Origin of the sequence: Aliiglaciecola sp. 2_MG-2023 (assembly GCF_030548145.1) — a bacterium.
Taxonomy (GTDB): Bacteria; Pseudomonadota; Gammaproteobacteria; order Enterobacterales; family Alteromonadaceae; genus Aliiglaciecola; species Aliiglaciecola lipolytica_A.
Genome location: NZ_JAUORY010000003.1, coordinates 211,046 through 228,397 on the forward strand (window position 1 = coordinate 211,046; position 17,352 = coordinate 228,397).

11 protein-coding genes and 4 tRNA genes are annotated in these 17,352 nt (G+C 40.0%); 4 read left to right on the forward strand and 11 right to left on the reverse strand.

Going from position 1 to position 17,352, the window contains the following annotated elements:
• Positions 1-164: 164 nt before the first annotated feature.
• From clpX to tig, 3 genes are all read right to left on the reverse strand, one after another.
• The gene (gene clpX / locus Q4567_RS04775) at positions 165-1,442 is read right to left on the reverse strand and encodes an ATP-dependent protease ATP-binding subunit ClpX (RefSeq protein ID WP_216049960.1); all 1,278 of its coding nucleotides are present in this window, start codon (positions 1,440-1,442) and stop codon (positions 165-167) included.
• A gap of 95 nt (positions 1,443-1,537) precedes the next feature.
• Positions 1,538-2,167: an ATP-dependent Clp endopeptidase proteolytic subunit ClpP gene (clpP, locus tag Q4567_RS04780; RefSeq protein ID WP_303499560.1), complete on the reverse strand. Its 630-nt coding sequence runs from the start codon at positions 2,165-2,167 to the stop codon at positions 1,538-1,540.
• A gap of 90 nt (positions 2,168-2,257) precedes the next feature.
• A complete protein-coding gene (gene tig, locus Q4567_RS04785; RefSeq protein WP_216049958.1) occupies positions 2,258-3,568 on the reverse strand; it encodes a trigger factor in 1,311 nt (436 codons plus the stop codon).
• A 445-nt stretch (positions 3,569-4,013) separates the two neighbouring features.
• Between tig and Q4567_RS04790 the strand changes: the two genes are divergently transcribed.
• Positions 4,014-6,947 carry a sigma 54-interacting transcriptional regulator gene (locus Q4567_RS04790; RefSeq protein ID WP_216049957.1) on the forward strand — a complete coding sequence of 978 codons (2,934 nt, stop codon included), beginning with the start codon at positions 4,014-4,016 and terminating at the stop codon, positions 6,945-6,947.
• A 123-nt stretch (positions 6,948-7,070) separates the two neighbouring features.
• On the opposite strand, the gene Q4567_RS04795 is transcribed toward Q4567_RS04790, so the two are convergent.
• Together Q4567_RS04795 and Q4567_RS04800 are read right to left on the reverse strand one after the other, a co-directional pair.
• Positions 7,071-10,352 carry a ligand-binding sensor domain-containing diguanylate cyclase gene (locus Q4567_RS04795; RefSeq protein ID WP_303499562.1) on the reverse strand — a complete coding sequence of 1,094 codons (3,282 nt, stop codon included), beginning with the start codon at positions 10,350-10,352 and terminating at the stop codon, positions 7,071-7,073.
• A gap of 146 nt (positions 10,353-10,498) precedes the next feature.
• On the reverse strand, positions 10,499-12,553 hold the full coding sequence (locus tag Q4567_RS04800) for a S8 family peptidase (protein ID WP_216049955.1): 2,055 nt from the start codon (positions 12,551-12,553) through the stop codon (positions 10,499-10,501).
• 390 nt (positions 12,554-12,943) lie between these two features.
• Between Q4567_RS04800 and Q4567_RS04805 the strand changes: the two genes are divergently transcribed.
• Positions 12,944-13,786, forward strand: coding sequence for a type II secretion system protein N (locus Q4567_RS04805; RefSeq protein WP_303499564.1), 843 nt, complete (start codon positions 12,944-12,946; stop codon positions 13,784-13,786).
• 131 nt (positions 13,787-13,917) lie between these two features.
• On the opposite strand, the gene Q4567_RS04810 is transcribed toward Q4567_RS04805, so the two are convergent.
• The 6 genes from Q4567_RS04810 to Q4567_RS04835 all read right to left on the reverse strand — a co-directional run bounded on the left by Q4567_RS04810 (position 13,918) and on the right by Q4567_RS04835 (position 15,541).
• Positions 13,918-14,002: transfer RNA gene (locus Q4567_RS04810), tRNA-Leu, on the reverse strand.
• A gap of 3 nt (positions 14,003-14,005) precedes the next feature.
• Positions 14,006-14,081, reverse strand: a tRNA-His gene (locus Q4567_RS04815).
• Positions 14,082-14,218: 137 nt separating this feature from the next.
• Positions 14,219-14,295: transfer RNA gene (locus tag Q4567_RS04820), tRNA-Arg, on the reverse strand.
• A gap of 26 nt (positions 14,296-14,321) precedes the next feature.
• Positions 14,322-14,398 (reverse strand) — tRNA-Pro (locus Q4567_RS04825).
• Positions 14,399-14,585: 187 nt separating this feature from the next.
• Complete coding sequence (locus Q4567_RS04830) at positions 14,586-14,846, reverse strand: DUF5062 family protein (RefSeq protein WP_303499565.1); 261 nt, start codon at positions 14,844-14,846, stop codon at positions 14,586-14,588.
• Between the two features lie 35 nt (positions 14,847-14,881).
• Positions 14,882-15,541, reverse strand: coding sequence for a hypothetical protein (locus Q4567_RS04835; RefSeq protein WP_216049952.1), 660 nt, complete (start codon positions 15,539-15,541; stop codon positions 14,882-14,884).
• Between the two features lie 208 nt (positions 15,542-15,749).
• Between Q4567_RS04835 and folD the strand changes: the two genes are divergently transcribed.
• Both folD and Q4567_RS04845 read left to right on the forward strand, forming a co-directional pair.
• The gene (gene folD / locus Q4567_RS04840) at positions 15,750-16,604 is read left to right on the forward strand and encodes a bifunctional methylenetetrahydrofolate dehydrogenase/methenyltetrahydrofolate cyclohydrolase FolD (protein WP_216049951.1); all 855 of its coding nucleotides are present in this window, start codon (positions 15,750-15,752) and stop codon (positions 16,602-16,604) included.
• Entirely contained in the window at positions 16,604-17,167 is a 564-nt protein-coding gene (locus Q4567_RS04845; RefSeq protein ID WP_303499567.1) for a DUF1415 domain-containing protein, read from the forward strand. The genes folD and Q4567_RS04845 overlap by 1 nt, the downstream gene beginning before the upstream one ends.
• The last annotated feature ends 185 nt before the right edge of the window (positions 17,168-17,352 follow it).

Below are 17,352 nucleotides of genomic sequence, written 5' to 3' on the forward strand. Positions count from 1 at the left end.
TTGAAAATCAGAAAGTTAAATAGACTAACAATATGAATTAATTTACCTAAATTAAATTAGGTAGAATTACGCTTAAGCATTAGGGGGACTTAGATAGAGTATCGAGTTAATTAACGCGTAGATAATAATAAAGGCTCCGAAGAGCCTTTAAATTTCTAACTAGTTTATTCTGCGGCGGCTTTTTTATCTGTACCGCTGTCGTAAATAAGGATGGGTTTAGATTCCCCTTTGATGACTGTTTCATCAATAACCACTTTACTTACGCCTGTCATCGAAGGTAAATCATACATTGTTTCCAACAAAACACCTTCAACGATAGATCTCAATCCACGTGCACCAGTTTTTCGCTGCATTGCTTTGTTGGCAATAGCATGCAAAGCATCTTCTCGAAACTCTAACTCAGTATCTTCCATTGCGAACAATGCACCGTATTGCTTAGTTAGCGCATTCTTAGGCTCTTGAAGAATTTGGATTAATGCTTCTTCGTTCAACTCTTCTAAACTAGTAAGAACGGGCAGACGACCTATAAATTCTGGAATCAGTCCATATTTCACCAAGTCTTCTGGTTCTACTTTTTTGAATAGTTCATTAGATGCTTTTTTATCGTCTTTACTTTTAACTGTTGCACCAAAACCAATACCAGAGCCCACCGCTGCGCGCTGCTCTATGACTTTATCCAAGCCAGCAAATGCACCACCACAGATGAATAGGATCTTAGAAGTATCAACTTGCAAAAACTCTTGTTGAGGATGTTTACGGCCACCTTGAGGTGGAACCGAAGCAATAGTACCTTCAATTAGTTTTAATAGTGCTTGCTGAACACCTTCACCTGAAACATCACGGGTAATCGAAGGATTATCAGACTTCCTAGATATTTTGTCTATTTCATCAATGTAAACTATGCCGCGCTGCGCTTTTTCGACGTCATAATCACATTTTTGCAATAATTTTTGAATAATATTTTCAACGTCTTCACCCACATAACCGGCTTCGGTTAATGTAGTTGCATCGGCCATCGTAAATGGCACGTCTAAAAGCCTTGCAAGTGTTTCTGCAAGCAATGTTTTACCACTACCAGTAGGTCCAATAAGTAGAATGTTACTCTTACTTAATTCAATGCCATTATGTACGTCGCCACTTCTAAGTCGTTTATAGTGATTATAAACAGCAACAGACAATACTTTTTTAGCGTGTTCTTGACCAATCACATACTCATCAAGATGGGCATGGATTTCTTTTGGTTTAGGTAAAGCGTCTTGCTTTTTCTTAGGCGAAATCTCTTTAATTTCTTCACGAATAATATCGTTACAAAGTTCGACACATTCGTCGCAAATGAACACTGAAGGTCCAGCGATAAGTTTGCGCACTTCGTGCTGACTCTTACCGCAGAACGAGCAATACAATAGCTTGTTGTCGCCGTCTGTGTTTTGCTTATCACTCATTTATCAATTGCCCCTTCCAATTCGTCATATCGTTTTGTGCTTTATCTCTAAGCCCATATTGACGTTACAGGCTAAACAATATACTACTTAAATTACTATTTGGTTTTTAGTGCATCACTTCGACTAGTTAACACTTGGTCAATTAAACCGTAATCTTTAGCTTCAACTGCACTTAAAAAATTGTCACGATCTGTATCTTGAGAAACTTTATCGTAATCCTGACCGGTATGTTCTGCCATCAAACGGTTTAGCTTCTCTTTAATAGACAGGATTTCTTTAGCATGTATTTCAAAATCAGATGCCTGTCCTTGAAATCCGCCCAAAGGCTGATGAATCATCACTCGAGAGTTTGGCAAACAATAACGCTTACCTTTAGCTCCACCTGACAACAAGAATGCGCCCATACTGGCAGCTTGCCCAACACACACAGTGCTCACGTCAGGTTTAATAAAGTTCATTGTATCATATATGGCCATTCCTGCCGTAACAGAACCACCTGGAGAGTTAATATATAAAAATATATCTTTCTCAGGGTTTTCAGCTTCTAAGAACAACATCTGAGCCACGATTAAGTTAGCCATGTGATCTTCAACTTGACCAACTAAGAAAATTACATTCTCTTTCAATAGTCTAGAATAGATATCGTAAGAGCGCTCACCCTTTGCAGTTTGTTCTACAACCATGGGGACAAGTGCATTGAGTGGATCGATCGGATTATTCAACATAAAATTAATTCTTCAAAAATGAAAATGCTCGGTAATTACCGAGCATTTAATCAGGTGCTGACTATTGAAGTCAATTACCAAAGGCCTAAATTATTGTTGTTTGTTCATGATATCGTCAAAAGCTGTGTCAACTTCTTTAACTTTAGCCTGACTTAGAACCAATTCAACTGCTTGCTCTTCAAGCGCAACATTTTGAATTTGCTGCAATAATTCATTATTTGTTTTGTAGTACTCAATGACTTCAGATGGATCTTCGTAAGCAGAAGCAGTTGTTTCAATTAACTGCTCAACTTTTGCATCATCCACTTTAATTTCATTGATTTTGATGATTTCACCTAAAATTAGACCAATTGAAACGCGACGTTTAGCATTTTCTTCGAACAAGTCAGCTGGTAATTCAGGCATATTTGCACTGTTGCCACCAGATTGTTGTTGGAAACGTTGCTTCGCTTGCTCGCGTAACGCGTCGATCTCTTGATCAAGAAGTGCTTTAGGAACATCAATACTGTTTTGCTCAAGCAATCCAGAGATGACATCTTCTTTCAATTTAGCTTTAAGGGTTTGATCAAGTTCACGTTGCATGTTCTTACGAACTTCAACTTTAAGTGCTTCAATATCGCCATCTTCAATACCGAATAATTTAGCAAATTCTTCGTCTACTTTAGGTAGCTCTAAACCTTCAACCTTAGTGACAGAGATAGTGAACTCAGCTTCTTTACCTTTTAGGTTTTCAGCGTGGTAATCTTCAGGGAAAGTCACTTTAGAAACAACTTCTTCACCTTTCTTCGCGCCAACTAATGGTTTTTCAAAACCAGGAATCATGCGATCTTTACCAAGCTCTAGTGGGAAGTCTTCGGCTTTACCGCCGTCAAACTCTTCACCATCAATAGTACCTACGAAATTAATCGTTACACGATCATCTTTCTTCGCTTTACGCTTAACTTCTTTCCAGTCAGCGTGTTGCTTACGCAAGGTATCCATCATGTTGTCGAGATCTTTGTCGTTTATTTCAACAACAGGCTTTTCAATCTCGATTTTATCAATACCTTGAACTTCTAGTTCAGGATAAATTTCAAAAGATGCAACAAATTCTAAATCTTCGCCATCCACATCTTTTGTCATTTCAAAGCGAGGCATACCCGCTGGATTCAGTTTCTCTTGAACCACAGCTTCGTAGAAATTACGTTGCATGGCTTCACCAGCAACTTCTTGACGAACAGCCTGGCCAAAGCGTTTTTTAATAACAGTGACTGGCACTTTACCTGGACGGAAACCATTAATACGTTGGGTTTTAGCCAACTGCTGTAAACGTGACTTTACCGCTGAATCAATAGAATCAGCAGGAACAGATATGGTTAAACGGCGTTCTAGGCCTTGAGTCGTTTCGACTGACACTTGCATTATTATTCCTCAACTATGCGTCACATAACGCGTAATTCGAACTCGCAGCAACTGATAAATAACGTATTAGATTGATGTATTTATTTAATGTAAAAACAACAGGCTATTTTAGATACCAATACTGCCGCATATTGCGGACCTTGTTGGTCCACCTCGGTTAAAAAAGACGCGACAGTATACAGGCTGAGGGCTGCATAGTCGAGGGTAAAAATTAATTTAAATTAGCCCATCAATATAGAATAAGAATATCAGTCAAAAACCCATAGCAGCAGCGTCGGCTGATATGTTTTTTTCACCGGCTTAGGTTAATTGCATAACTGCTTAATATGTGGAATATTATTTGAAGAAAAAGTGACTATACTCTGAGCCTAATTTGAATCCCAAAGATATACTATTGCATCAGTTGAGATGCATATTGACGATTTCAGGTGCGAAACATATCAGCATGTTTCACCCCCAGCTGGATTGGAAATCTGATCGAATTTCGGCCGGTTCAACTGAACCTATTGGGCAATTATCAAGTGATGAGATTAGCTTTTATACGGGTATAGAAGCAGTTCGAACATCGTTAGATAAGAAGGTTCAATACAAGCCCTTAGACCAAACAACAATGCTGATACAAGTCACGGTTTCCTTCAGCTCAGATGTTAGCAGTTTAAACAATGAAGACTCCAATTTCGACTTAGTACCACCAGAAAAATCTCGCCGCACCCCAGTTCGCCCTTTTAATGCAGAGCAGTCTTACTTTGTAAAAATGACGTTCAACCAAGCTTTGCCTGCATGGTTAACTCAATCAAGCAATAATTCAGAACAATCGAACAATACCTTTTCTGCGTTAGAGCAGTTGATCTTAGCCGCCGGAATGCAAAGTCAATTAGTTAGTGATTTCTTATTTTTATTGTCTGACCCTCTCACGAACCTGTGCCCAAGACCTGTACTGCAAAGTAAAATCGCCAAGCTTAGTCAATCCTATTCGATTGGTTTAGTGATGCTGCACTGTATCGATTTTCACCAGATCAATAAGAAATTTGGACACCAATTTGGCGATACCGTAATACAAGAAATCGCGACTAATCTTAAAGATATCACTCGTGAAGGTGACATCTTATGCCGATTTGGCGGGGCACTTTTTGGCGTCGCATTCCCCGTCAATGAGCAGACGGATGTTGCTAGCCTAGCTAAAAAATTACAACGCTCCTTGCAGCAAAAACAATATCTAGAGGGTGCAATCAACCTATTATTCGATTTAGGTGCTGCAATTGTGGAGCATAATGAACAGTCAAGCAGTGAAAATGAAAGTGCCAATACGCTAATTAATCGAGCTGACCAAGCATTAAAAGTAGCCCAACAAGAAAATCAACCGTCAATCATCACTTGGCATAAAGATGATTTCAATTTGTATCAGCAACAGTTTAATTATCTTGGCGGAATATTTACGGCCGACACAGTAACAGACTATCGTAACATGTTGTTATTGTGGGATATTTCCTCACTAATTGCAGACAAATACGACTTTTCCCAACTCTGTCAAAGTGTGGTGCAGCGTTTAGCTCAAACCTTTGACTTTGTCTGTGCGGGGATCATCAGCACACAAGAAAATGACGAAACCGAATATAAATATTCAATCGATTCAAACGATAACGCGATTTCCTTAAGTAATAAGGACCACGCTTTTTTAGCTGAAATTAAACAAATGCAAAAAGTAGCGATAGAGAGCAGAAAGCCATCCGAACGCTATATGGGAAGTGCGCTTCTATTGGTTTTACCTTTAGAAATCGAAACCCAAGATTGTTTTTTCATTTGCGGCAATGCCGAACGATTTGAAGTCAAACATGACACCAAAGTGTTGTTATCAGGTTTAACTCGTCAACTAGGCAAAGCACTGCGCAGAAGTCGATTGGAAGAAGAATTAAATCGAAAACTTGAAAGTCAAAATGAACAACTTCAAATTGAATTGGCGCAATTAAAAGAAGGTCTGCAAGTAAGCAGTATTATTTATCGTTCACAAGCAATGGAAAACTTGATGCGCCATGCCAAACGCGCAGCATTAACCGATACAACCGTTTTGGTAACGGGTGAAAGTGGCACAGGTAAAGAGCGTTTAATCAATGCTTTACACCAAATGGGCAACCGCAAAGACAAGGCATTTGTAATTGTAGATTGCGGCTCTATTCCTGAAACATTAATAGAATCTGAATTATTTGGTCACGTCAAAGGTGCATTTACTGGAGCGCAAAATACCACCTCAGGAAAAGTGCTGGATGCGAATGGTGGCGTGCTAGTGTTAGATGAAATTGGTGAACTGCCTTTGAATATGCAAACAAAGTTATTACGCTTTGTACAAGAAAAACATTTCACCCCCGTGGGCGGCAATAAAGTCATCAGTGTCGATGTGAAAATTATTGCGGTTACCAATCGAGACTTAGCCGAAGAAGTAGAACAGGGACGTTTTCGTAAAGATTTATATTACCGTTTAAATGTTTTAACTTTACACAATCCACCTTTGCGCGAAAGAGTCGAAGATATCGCACTGTTAGCGACGCATTTTTTAAAGAAATTTGCCGAACAATTCAAAGTCGAAAAACGAACCCTAGCCCCCGCCACTCTAGATAAAATGATGAAGTATTCCTGGCCAGGTAATATTCGTGAGTTAGAAAACCGCTTGATGCAAGCAACTTTACTCAGTGAAGATAGCCTTATCGAATGGGAATTGTTGAATATTCATGACGAGGGGCAACAATATGCAATGCCCAGTGTAGGTCATTCTACCCCTACGACGCTTCAGCAGCGTCCGAATGCAGGTTTGGTTTCACATACCAGCAGCAACTTGCCTAATACCTTATCTGCGCCTGAGACGGCTATGCCAACCCAGACTCCAGTACCTATCCATGCAAATAATGAGGCCCAATCACGACGTTTAAACACAGAGCTCTATTTTGAAGAGCTGTTAGCGGTTTTTAAACATCAACTTGCCACGTCGGGTCAACACCCTCAATTTTTTAATGCGCCATACGGCACTTGGATTGAGGACGAATTAATCATAAAAACCTATATCGCAACCGATCGTAAGATGCGCTTAACCGCCGCGCGGTTGTCGATATCACAAAGTACGGCTCGCCGAAAAGTAGAGAAAATTCTAAAAGAGATTGATGCAGGATCATTAGACCGCCCTTCAGACTGGGAGCAGGTTAGTGCGGCCTTGTTACCTATTGCCACAGGAGACATTCACGTTAACAATTGTGTGGCGAAAATAAAGCTGTTGGTTTTGCAAGCGGTTTTAAACACGCCAGTTTATAGCATGGCCCAAGCTGCTGAAATGTTGGGGGTTAGCGAACCAACCTTTTATAAACTAAAACGTGAATTAGAGAGCTCTGATTAAACAAATCTGACTCAAGCAAACTCATATAGGTATTCTTCAGATTAACAAAAGCGATGGCATTTTAAATTTAAACCGCAAATCACCCTAGTGCAGTATTAAAATATAGGTGAGACCCAGCAAATATTATCTGCGTCTTAATTTAATATCTAAGACTTTGGAATCACTACTGATATTAGCCTGCCTAATTCGGACATAACCTTCATCAATCACGTTATCTATGTTTTGCGTCAATGTATTCATAATCCCCATCGGCGGCATTTCTTTAGACTGCAAGATACCTGTCCACTGGTTGCGCCCCGCCTCTTTGGATTTGTACAAAGCATTATCGGCTAACAGATGCACTTGTTCCCAACTCAAGGAGTCTGGGTAATGATGTGAGAACGGGTACATGCTGTATCCGATGGAGCAAGATAAATGCATCTTTTGTTTAAGATCAATATCAAAGCCGTAGCCGGCAATTTTGCTACGCAAACGCTCTGCGAGAAGCTCAATTTCCTTCACTTCTTCAACTCGTCCCATTATTAAAAACTCATCCCCACCCCAGCGTATCACCGTATCTGACTTACGACATACCGCTTTCAACAAATCACTTACCTGACAAATCACTTTGTCTCCAGCATCATGACCATAGGTATCGTTGATCGGTTTGAACCCGTCTAAATCAAACATCAGGAAAAACAATCTTGGACCATTGTCAGCGGTGAACTTTCCAGCACTAAGTGATTGTTCAAAGTCACGAAAAACACTTGCGCATTGTTGTTCAACAATGCTGTTTAGATAACGTCGATTATGTAACCCAGTTAGTTGATCAGTGACACTGGCGTTAAGCAATTGTTCATTGGCTTCACGCAATTCGACAGTTCGACTTTTCACTTCTAACTCAAGTTCATGGCGATAATTCGCTTCTTTTTCCAACTTGTTAACATACGAACGATAAACCCAATAACCTATTGCAACGGCGATAAGGATATAAATCGTATAGGCCCACCATGAATACCAAGGTGCGGGTAACACGGTTAATGCAACATCAGCGCCCTGTTCATTCCAAATACCATCATTGTTGGACGCCTTAACTCTAAATAAGTAATTTCCAGCCGGCAGGTTAGTATAGGTGGCTTTTCGAATATCTCCGGCTTCTATCCAATTGTTATCAAAACCTTCTAACTTGTACAAATAACGATTATTGTTTGGTGAGGCGAAATCTAAACCGGCAAATTCAAAGGCAATTAAATAGTCTTTATGGGAAATTTGAATGTGATTGCTTCGTTGACCTGATGAGTCTAAAACAAACACTTCATTTAACTTTTGGAATTTGGTCAAAACAACCGGCGGAACATGTTGGTTTGGCGCTATTTTTGATGGATAAAACGAAGTCGCTCCATTGGTTCCACCAAAATAGAGTTTACCACTTTTCGACCGGTAGTAAGCGCCATTGTTAAACTCATTCCCCTGTAATCCGTGGGAACTATCATAGTTTAGGAGCTCAGAGGTCTTTGGATTTAACTTGCTTATACCACGGTTTGTGCTCAACCATAAGAATCCAGCTTCATCTTCAAGAATACCGAAAACACTGCTACTTGGTAGGCCTTCGTAACGAGAAATCCGTTCAAATTCAAATATGCCGAGTTTACGATTCTCAGCAGAAAGTTTCGCCACACCAGCTCCTCTGGTGCCAATCCACATATTTTCTTGGGAATCTTCGTAAATCGTCCAAACTTCTAGGCTGCCCAAAGATTTTGGATCATCAACCTTATTCGGAATTCGCATAGCGGTGCCCGTAGTAGGATTGAAAATATTTAATCCAGCTCCCCAAGTGCCTATCCAAAGTAGGCCATTCTTGGCTTTATGAACGGTCAATAACTTATTGCTACCTAAGGTTTGTAGATCTGTTTCATCCGATAAATAACGCATGAATTTTTGAGTTTTTATGTCAAACAAATTCAAACCACCACCAAAGGTAGTAATCCATAATTTGTTATTGCCAGCAGGTTCAATTGAGGTAACCCCCGGTGCTGATAAAGCGTTAGGATTGTTTTTATCCGCAGGGTAATGAGTGAAGGTCATCGTGCGAGTATCGAGTTTACTCATACCTTGGTCTTGATAGCCAATGTAAAGCTCATCACCATTTTCAGAGTAAAGTGACATCACAGTGTTACTGCGTAACGAATTATCGTCATTTTCATCCGCAACTAAATGTTGAATAATGCCAGTTTCAACATTTAACAAATCCAATCCACCAATCGAGCCTATCCAGATTTGATTTTCTTTGCCGTCAAAAAAAGTATTGATGTAACTACCGCTAAGGCTTTTTGATTTGTCTACCGCTTCCCGAATGTGGTCAAAGTTAGAGGTAGCCGTATTCCACTTGTTCAACCCCTTAATACTTCCTACCCAAAACACATTACCGCGATCTTGGAATAAGTAAGTTAACTTGCTATCTGAAAGGCTATAAGGGTTTTGTTTTTCAGGTTTGATATGTAAAAACGATTCACTATCGCTTTCCAATCGAAAAAGACCGTCAGAGGTAGCTAACCAAATTTTATTATTGCGATCTTGATATATATGGCTGATTTTCTGGTCAACTAGGGGCTCAGGTAACCAAACTCTGTAATCATCATTCGCTTCTTTGGGCAAAGTAATAACAGTTGCACCTTTATCACTGCCTAGCCAAAGCCTGTGTTGACTATCAACCATAATTGTCTTTACTTGATTAGTTTGCCCCCCCGTAACTAGGTCCATTTCCGCAGCGTCCACTAAAACCTGATGGGAATTGGCGTCGAGTTTGATTACGCCTAAACCTAGGGCTGAGACCCACAAATTGCCTTGCTGGTCTTCGCTGATACTTTGCACTGAAATACGCTTTGTTTCGTCAGCGCTAAGGGCTACATTAGTGAAATCATCAGTGGCTGGATTATATATATTCAATCCGTTGTCAGTGCCAATCCAAATTTGATTTTGTGATGAGTTAAACAGTACTCGCACAGTGTCTGAATTTATACTACCTTTGTCTGCGGCTTGATATCGGTAATGTTTGAAGGTTTGCGAGCTTTTATCAAACACATTAACGCCATTGCGTGTGCCTATCCATAAGACATTTTTTTGCGGCTCTATAATCGAATAGACCCAATCAGAACTTAACGAGTCTTTATTTCTGGAACTGTAAGTGAATACTTTGAATTGATAACCATCATATCGGTTCAGGCCTTCTTGCGTGCCAAACCACATGTATCCTTCAGAGTCCTGAAAGGCGGTTAATATATTTTCTTGGGACAACCCTTGGTCTAGGGTAATACGTTGAAACTTAATATTTTCATTATCTGCTATCGCGTTAAAAGCGCTAAACAATACAATTAAAATAAGCATTATTTGTAATTTTAGGTTTTTAACTAGCATCAATGACTTCATCTATTTATTTTGTCCTAATCGTTGAAAGCATGAGCATCTTAGTAGCCGATTACCACATGTTCAACCAAAATTGATAACTCTTTTATTCTGAAACAAGCAAGCTGCATTCATGGAATGCAGCTTGCTATTACGCAATGTAGAATTAATTAGTCTATTTCAATTTCCAATAGCTGATTTGATTGTTGTTCATCATTTGCTACAGATTCGTCTAACAATGCTTGGTTAACAGTTTCGATTGATGTATTTCCATCCCATACTGAACCTTCGATTGAAGTTAAGGCATCCCAAATTGATCCTTGGATAGACGATAAACCATCCCAAATCGAACCTTCAAGGGCAGTAGAACCATCCCAGATTGAACCTTCAAGACTAGACAAACCATCCCAAAGTGAACCTTCAAGGGCGGTAGTGCCATCCCAAATTGAACCTTCTAATACTGAGAATCCATCCCAGATTGAACCTTCAAGTATAGTAGAACCATCCCAAATCGAGCCTTGCAGGGCAGTAGTACCATCCCAGATTGAACCTTCAATAGTCGTTGAACCATCCCAAATTGAACCTTGAAGTGCAGTGGTCCCATCCCAAATTGAACCTTCAATTGCAGTAAGTCCATCCCAGATAGAGCCTTCAATCGTTGTCGTACCATCCCAGATTGAACCTTCAGCTACGAATTCACCATTACCTAGTGCTAACAACAGTTGACCTTGTTCAGTCACTCGTGCCGGCCCCTTAAAGTGAGCAACACCGTTCAAATCAGCTGTAAGATCTAAGCCTACATTGGCACAACCTGAAGCAGTGCTTGTAACAGCCGCATAGGCATTGATTAGACCTGCACCTTGTGTGAAAGGACCATAAGCTTCACCTGTAGATGGATCTGTCATAGCTGACGCTGAATCAATCAAACGACACTTTACATCATCAGGGCTTAAGTAAGGATTGTGCTGCAACATTAAGGCAACCGTACCTGTAACCACTGCAGCTGCCTGAGAAGTACCAGATATCATGTGGTAATCTTCACCGGTCTCAGATTCTACGAAGTTTTTGTTTTTCAGTAAATTTTTGTTCATTTTAGAGCTGATATGCCCACCAAATGCTACGATTTCAGGTTTAACAAAGCCCTCTACTGAAGGTCCCTTAGACGAGAACGTTGTCATACGATCATCGCTTGCATCGCTGGGAGTATAACTGTCTGTCGCTGCACCAACGGTAATAATATACGGATTGTTACCTGGAACTGACACTGTGGCATAATCTGAGCCAGTGTTACCTACTGAAGTCACCACTACAATACCAGCATCCCATAAACGCATCACAGCTTGGTTAATTGGATCGCTCCAATAGTTAGATTGCACACTAGCCCCTAACGACAAATTTAGCACACGTATACGATAGCGATTACGGTTTTGATAGATATAGTTTAAGCCGTCTAACACATCCGTATAGCTGCCATTGCCTGAAGCATCAAAGGCTTTAACAGATAACAAATATACGTCTGGCGCCATGCCGTTAAACTTACCATCTTCACTTTTTAAACTGCTGGCAATTATCCCGGTCACGTGACTACCGTGGCCGTTTTGGTCATCATTCAAAGTGCGCGTCTTTTTACTTTTGATCGCGTTATACTTATAAAAAGCACGTGAAGTCTCGTACTGGTTTTGTAGCAAATATTTACCTTGGCTTCCGCCCATCAATGTACCGCTGTCTAAAACAGCTACTGTCACACCTCGTCCAGTAATCCCCTTTTCATGCAACAAATCTGCCTGAGTTTGAGTGGCGATATTGTTATCGATGGCGAATTTTTTAAGTTGGCCTGGAGCACTTTCCGACTTCCCATTATCACTTCCCATGGTCATTACGTTTCTATCTGCGGTAACGTGCAAACCAGATATATTGGCTAGTTCATCAGCCTGAGAAACAGACAAATATGCGCTTATGGCGTTGATAATAGGGAATTCACGAGCCACCGCACCACCAACGCGCTCTACTGCAGAAACTAGAGCATCGCGACCTAACCCCTGTAATATATAGGATTGTTCTTTTGCGACGTTCTGTTTAATAACCATTTGCGGGGTACTGCCCGATTCGGTAAAAAAAGGAACACTGCTACTATTGGCTTGAGTTGTCAGCATCACTGCTGAAACACTGCCAATTAGTGATAACGCTCCAACTAACAATGTTTTCTTATCTGTAAAAAAACTCATTTTACCACTCCACTTCGGATAAATTTTAATCTCTACAGATATCAATGCACACACCATGCCAGATTTAAAAATAAGTGTAACCCATTGTTTTAATTGATTTAATATAATTTATCAAAAACAAAACTTAAAATATGAAATACAAACTTAAATACTGAACAAAAATAAGAACCACTTATTCATAATTTAAGTCATAAATGCGAGTCCAATTAAATTACCTTAAAATTTGCGTTACTTGCCTTTAGTATTTGTTAGACAAAGTAACAAAAGCCTTCTTTAAGATGTATTGATAACCGTTATTAGGGTGTCCCCCTGAAATAGGCATTGAGAAGCAAGCTAGTGATGGTTATCCTGCACCTAACATTAATACAAATATACTCCCGAGTTCTCTGCATGAGCAATAGCAATAGCAATAGCAAAATAATTCTAGCCATCCTTTTCATCGCAATAGCAGTATTGTGTTATGTCATGTTTGCACCTCCTGCTCATGAGCCAATTGAGCTGTCAGAGGAAGTCAAAAAAGAGTTACTGAATGAGACCGGCGATATCGGTATGCAACAACAACAGCATCCACAACATTTACAGCCTGAGGAACAAGAAATAGATTTGGAAGGTATACCGCCAAGCCCATTAGATATTTCATTAATAGGCGTGGTAGCCAGTGATATGGATACTGAAGCCTCAGCAACCATTCAATCACGTTTACAAATTCGCACTTACTTTATTGATGACCAAATTGCATACACCAATGCGGTTATTCAAGAAATAAGGAACGATAGGGTTATATTGTTAAATGAAGGTCAACGACAGGTTTTATTGCTTAGAGGAACCGCTTCGAGCGATGAAGACAAGGGGAACACTAATACCAATTCAAACTCATCAAATGGTTATGATCAAAATTCCAATGATGATGACATTGCAAAATCAATTGGCAATCGACCTAAATTATTAGAGCATATTATTCATATTTCACCGTTTGACCAAAATGACTTATCGGCAGGTTTTAACGTGTCTCCAGGCATGAATCCAAAACTGTATAAAAGTGCAAATTTCAAACAAGGTGATATTTTACAAAAAATAAATGGTAACGATATCACCACAGAAGAGGGACTAGAGGCCGTTCAAACATTACTGCCCACCGCTCAAACATTGGTGTTTAGCGTATTACGTGGTGGTCAAGTGATTAGTTTATATTTAGATATTCCTTCAGAAAACCTAAGTATTCAGAAAATTTAGAAAAACGAAAATAGGCAAGGATGCTTATCGTTAAATAGACACAAAGAAAATTAAGAAAAAGGACAGAAGGAAAATAAGGCAGTTTAACGGTTATTATATAACTGAGATATTGAGAAGGGATCTTCTAAATATGGTGCGGAAGGAGAGACTTGAACTCTCACGCCGTGAAGCACTGGAACCTAAATCCAGCGTGTCTACCAATTCCACCACTTCCGCAAGTGGGGTGGACGATGGGGTTTGAACCCACGACCACCGGAATCACAATCCGGGGCTCTACCAACTGAGCTACGTCCACCACTGTGTTACTCTTTTCTACACTAAATCTTTTTTACTTACCAGATAATTATATATCCGTATTCATCTGTCACTCTCATTAAATATACATTATCGAGAAGTAACACTAGATATCAAATTTATATCCAACCGTTCCGCTGGCGCGTCCGGCAGGATTCGAACCTGCGACCACCCGCTTAGAAGGCGGGTGCTCTATCCAGCTGAGCTACGGACGCTCTACGAATCTGAACAAGCAAAAAAATGGTCGGTGAGACAGGATTCGAACCTGCGACCCCTTGGACCCAAACCAAGTGCGCTACCAAGCTGCGCTACTCACCGAACAATCGTTGCGATAAAAACCTCATCGCTTCGAGGGGGCGCATATTACCCACTTGCCCCAATCTCGTCAAATACTTTTTTATAGATTTTTTCTAACTGCTTAATTATGGAGCAAATAGTTTATAAAACAGTCTTTTTTGATGCATATTATTAATAATTCGTACAGGTCAGCATAAAAACCAAAAATTTATTTTAATAACGCATGATCAGCGGGCAATTTATTTTTTATCCAAATAGCCAACCTGTGCTTCATACTCAACAAATCTTCAGAATCTCCACCTAAAGACGCAATAAGTTTATCGTTTACTAATAGACGATAAATAATTTCCACTTTTTCCTTTTGTCCCATGGTTTCACTAAAACCATCATATCCACAGTTTTTTGCATAGGTTTCCCCTACGCTAATTGCCATTTTCAACAATTGTTGTTCATTTTTGATTTTCTTCAAAATAATTCCTTAAGCCAGAAAACGCTACTATACGCTTATTTTGTTTTGTCTACTTCAGCGCTGTGCTTTGATTCAGGATAAAACCATATACCATTCTTCTCTGGGGAAAAACCCAGCTGAACTAAATAGTTTTCATGTTTCAAGCTGTCTGCTTTGGCAAATACATTCCCATAACCAAATTGTTTTTTTAATCGTTGGCCTTGCCCCAACACGAAGTGTCCAATGCGACAATCTCGATAAGCAGGGATTACAAAATCAAAATCAACAATAAAATTATTGTTTTCATCAGGGTATCCAGAAAGCAATCCTGCCACTTCAGTATTTTCCATCATAAAATAAAATCGACGGTCCTTTTGTTGCATTTTTTTGAAAAAACGAGGAAAGTGGAATTCAATATCCTGGCGATGATAATCAAGGAAAAAATCCACATAATTCGAAGGCATACTCACCTCTAATACAGAAAAATGCTGCTCGGCTTGCATTAACATTTTGCGTAAATAAACAACGTTAGTAATAGCAATAAAACCATTTAGAAAAGCCACCGGAGAAGCGCCGATAATAATTCCGTAAATACAAAATGATGAGGCTCCAAATAGATTGTACCAACGGAGTCGTACAATTGAATCTCGCGTTAATGAAAACGCAATTAACGCCGATGCACAGTAGCCAAAAATTTCTACGCCAGAGAGTTGCAAGAGTCTTTTCCTTTATAATGTCGGTTATCTAAACCATTTCAGATAAACATATTGGGATTATACGTCAGTTCAATTGCAATTCCTGCTAATCCGTAGCATCAATTAATTTGCACCTAACATCTAAGCATAATTAATATCAACTCACGATTGCTTGGCTTGCCATGGTTATGGGACAATAAGCGCAACTGAAGATTTAAAAGCTAAACAAATGCCAGCACAACTGATAAACGGAAAATCAATTGCCAAACAGGTAAGAGAAAACGTCGCTTCCCAAGTAGAAGCCATAACGGCCGCAGGAAAAAGACCGCCAGGCCTTGCAGTAATTAAAGTGGGGCACGATCCTGCCTCAGGTGTATATGTGGCAAATAAACGTAAAGCCTGCGATGAAGTTGGCTTTGTCGATAAAGCCCATGATTTACCAGCCAACATTACTCAACAACAGTTGCTAGATTTAGTGGATACACTCAATCAGGACCCTGAAGTTGACGGTATTTTAGTGCAATTGCCTTTGCCTGCAGGATTGAATGCAGAAGAGGTTTTAGAACGCATCCGTCCGGATAAAGACGTTGACGGTTTTCACCCTTACAACATTGGCCGTTTAGTGCAACGTATGCCAGCTCTAAGGCCGTGTACTCCAAAAGGTATAATGACCCTCATTGAATCGACAAAACGTCCAGCAAAAGGGTTAGACGCTGTAATAGTTGGGGCTTCAAATATTGTCGGTCGACCTATGTCTCTTGAACTACTTTTGGCCGGATGTACCGTCACCACTTGTCATAAGTTTACCCAAGATTTAAAAAGTCATGTGAAGCGCGCTGATATTCTTGTAGTCGCCGTCGGCAAAGCTGAATTCATCCCTGGTGATTGGATTAAGCCAGGAGCAATTGTCATTGATGTTGGGATTAATCGCCAAGCAGACGGCTCGCTAGTTGGCGATGTAGAATTTGAAGTAGCTAAAGAACGTGCTGGATGGATCACTCCCGTGCCCGGCGGTGTAGGACCAATGACAGTGGCAAGCTTGATTGAAAACACCTTAGAAGCTTATGTTAAGTATCGTAGCTAGTGTCTAACGAGAGTGAACAACTTGGTAACCAAGCGGTTGAAGAAACCAAAGCTTGGTTAAACCAAGTGGTAATTGAGTTAAACTTTTGTCCATTTGCGAAGCGAGAAATGCAGCGCAATTCGATTCGATACAGGGTTTGCAATTCTAAAAAAGCCAAAGATGTACTCAACCTATTCGCTCAAGAAGTACTGTTTTTAGATCAACACCCAGAAATTGAAACCTCTTTACTTATACTCACTGAGGGCTTTAAACACTTTTTTAGCTATCTAGACATAGTGGATATCAGCCAAAACTGGTTAGATGAAAACGACTATTCAGGGGTTTATCAAATTGCCAGTTTTCACCCTGAATATGTTTTTGACGGGGAACCAGATGATTCTGCGGCAAACTACACTAATCGATCTCCCTACCCCACTTTACACTTGCTCAGAGAAGAAAGCCTAGACAGAGCAATTCGCTCCTACAAACATCCAGAACAGATACCCGAAGACAACATTAACAAAGCGCACAACATGGGAGAGGCCGCGCTGAAGGCATTGTTATTATCTTGTATGAGAAACTAAAGGGTTAAATGACGGGATAGAATAGCCAAGTGAAAATACACTAACGATTGAACAAAAGCCTTACCCTATCGGCACAAGCAGATTACAAAATGAACCTGCGATGATGAGTTACGCACTTGAACGCTTTCGAAGTGGAATAACACCGCAGGTTTGTGAACGTTGTTAAATCTTACCTCACCGTATTA

What these genes read in the sequence shown, in the direction of transcription:
- tig (WP_216049958.1), bottom strand. Translation starts at nt 3,568, where the DNA reads ATGCAAGTGTCAGTCGAAACGACTCAAGGCCTAGAACGCCGTTTAACC.
- clpX (WP_216049960.1), bottom strand. Translation starts at nt 1,442, where the DNA reads ATGAGTGATAAGCAAAACACAGACGGCGACAACAAGCTATTGTATTGC.
- Q4567_RS04800 (WP_216049955.1), bottom strand. Translation starts at nt 12,553, where the DNA reads ATGAGTTTTTTTACAGATAAGAAAACATTGTTAGTTGGAGCGTTATCA.
- Q4567_RS04790 (WP_216049957.1), top strand. Translation starts at nt 4,014, where the DNA reads ATGTTTCACCCCCAGCTGGATTGGAAATCTGATCGAATTTCGGCCGGT.
- folD (WP_216049951.1), top strand. Translation starts at nt 15,750, where the DNA reads ATGCCAGCACAACTGATAAACGGAAAATCAATTGCCAAACAGGTAAGA.
- Q4567_RS04805 (WP_303499564.1), top strand. Translation starts at nt 12,944, where the DNA reads ATGAGCAATAGCAATAGCAATAGCAAAATAATTCTAGCCATCCTTTTC.
- Q4567_RS04795 (WP_303499562.1), bottom strand. Translation starts at nt 10,352, where the DNA reads ATGAAGTCATTGATGCTAGTTAAAAACCTAAAATTACAAATAATGCTT.
- clpP (WP_303499560.1), bottom strand. Translation starts at nt 2,167, where the DNA reads ATGTTGAATAATCCGATCGATCCACTCAATGCACTTGTCCCCATGGTT.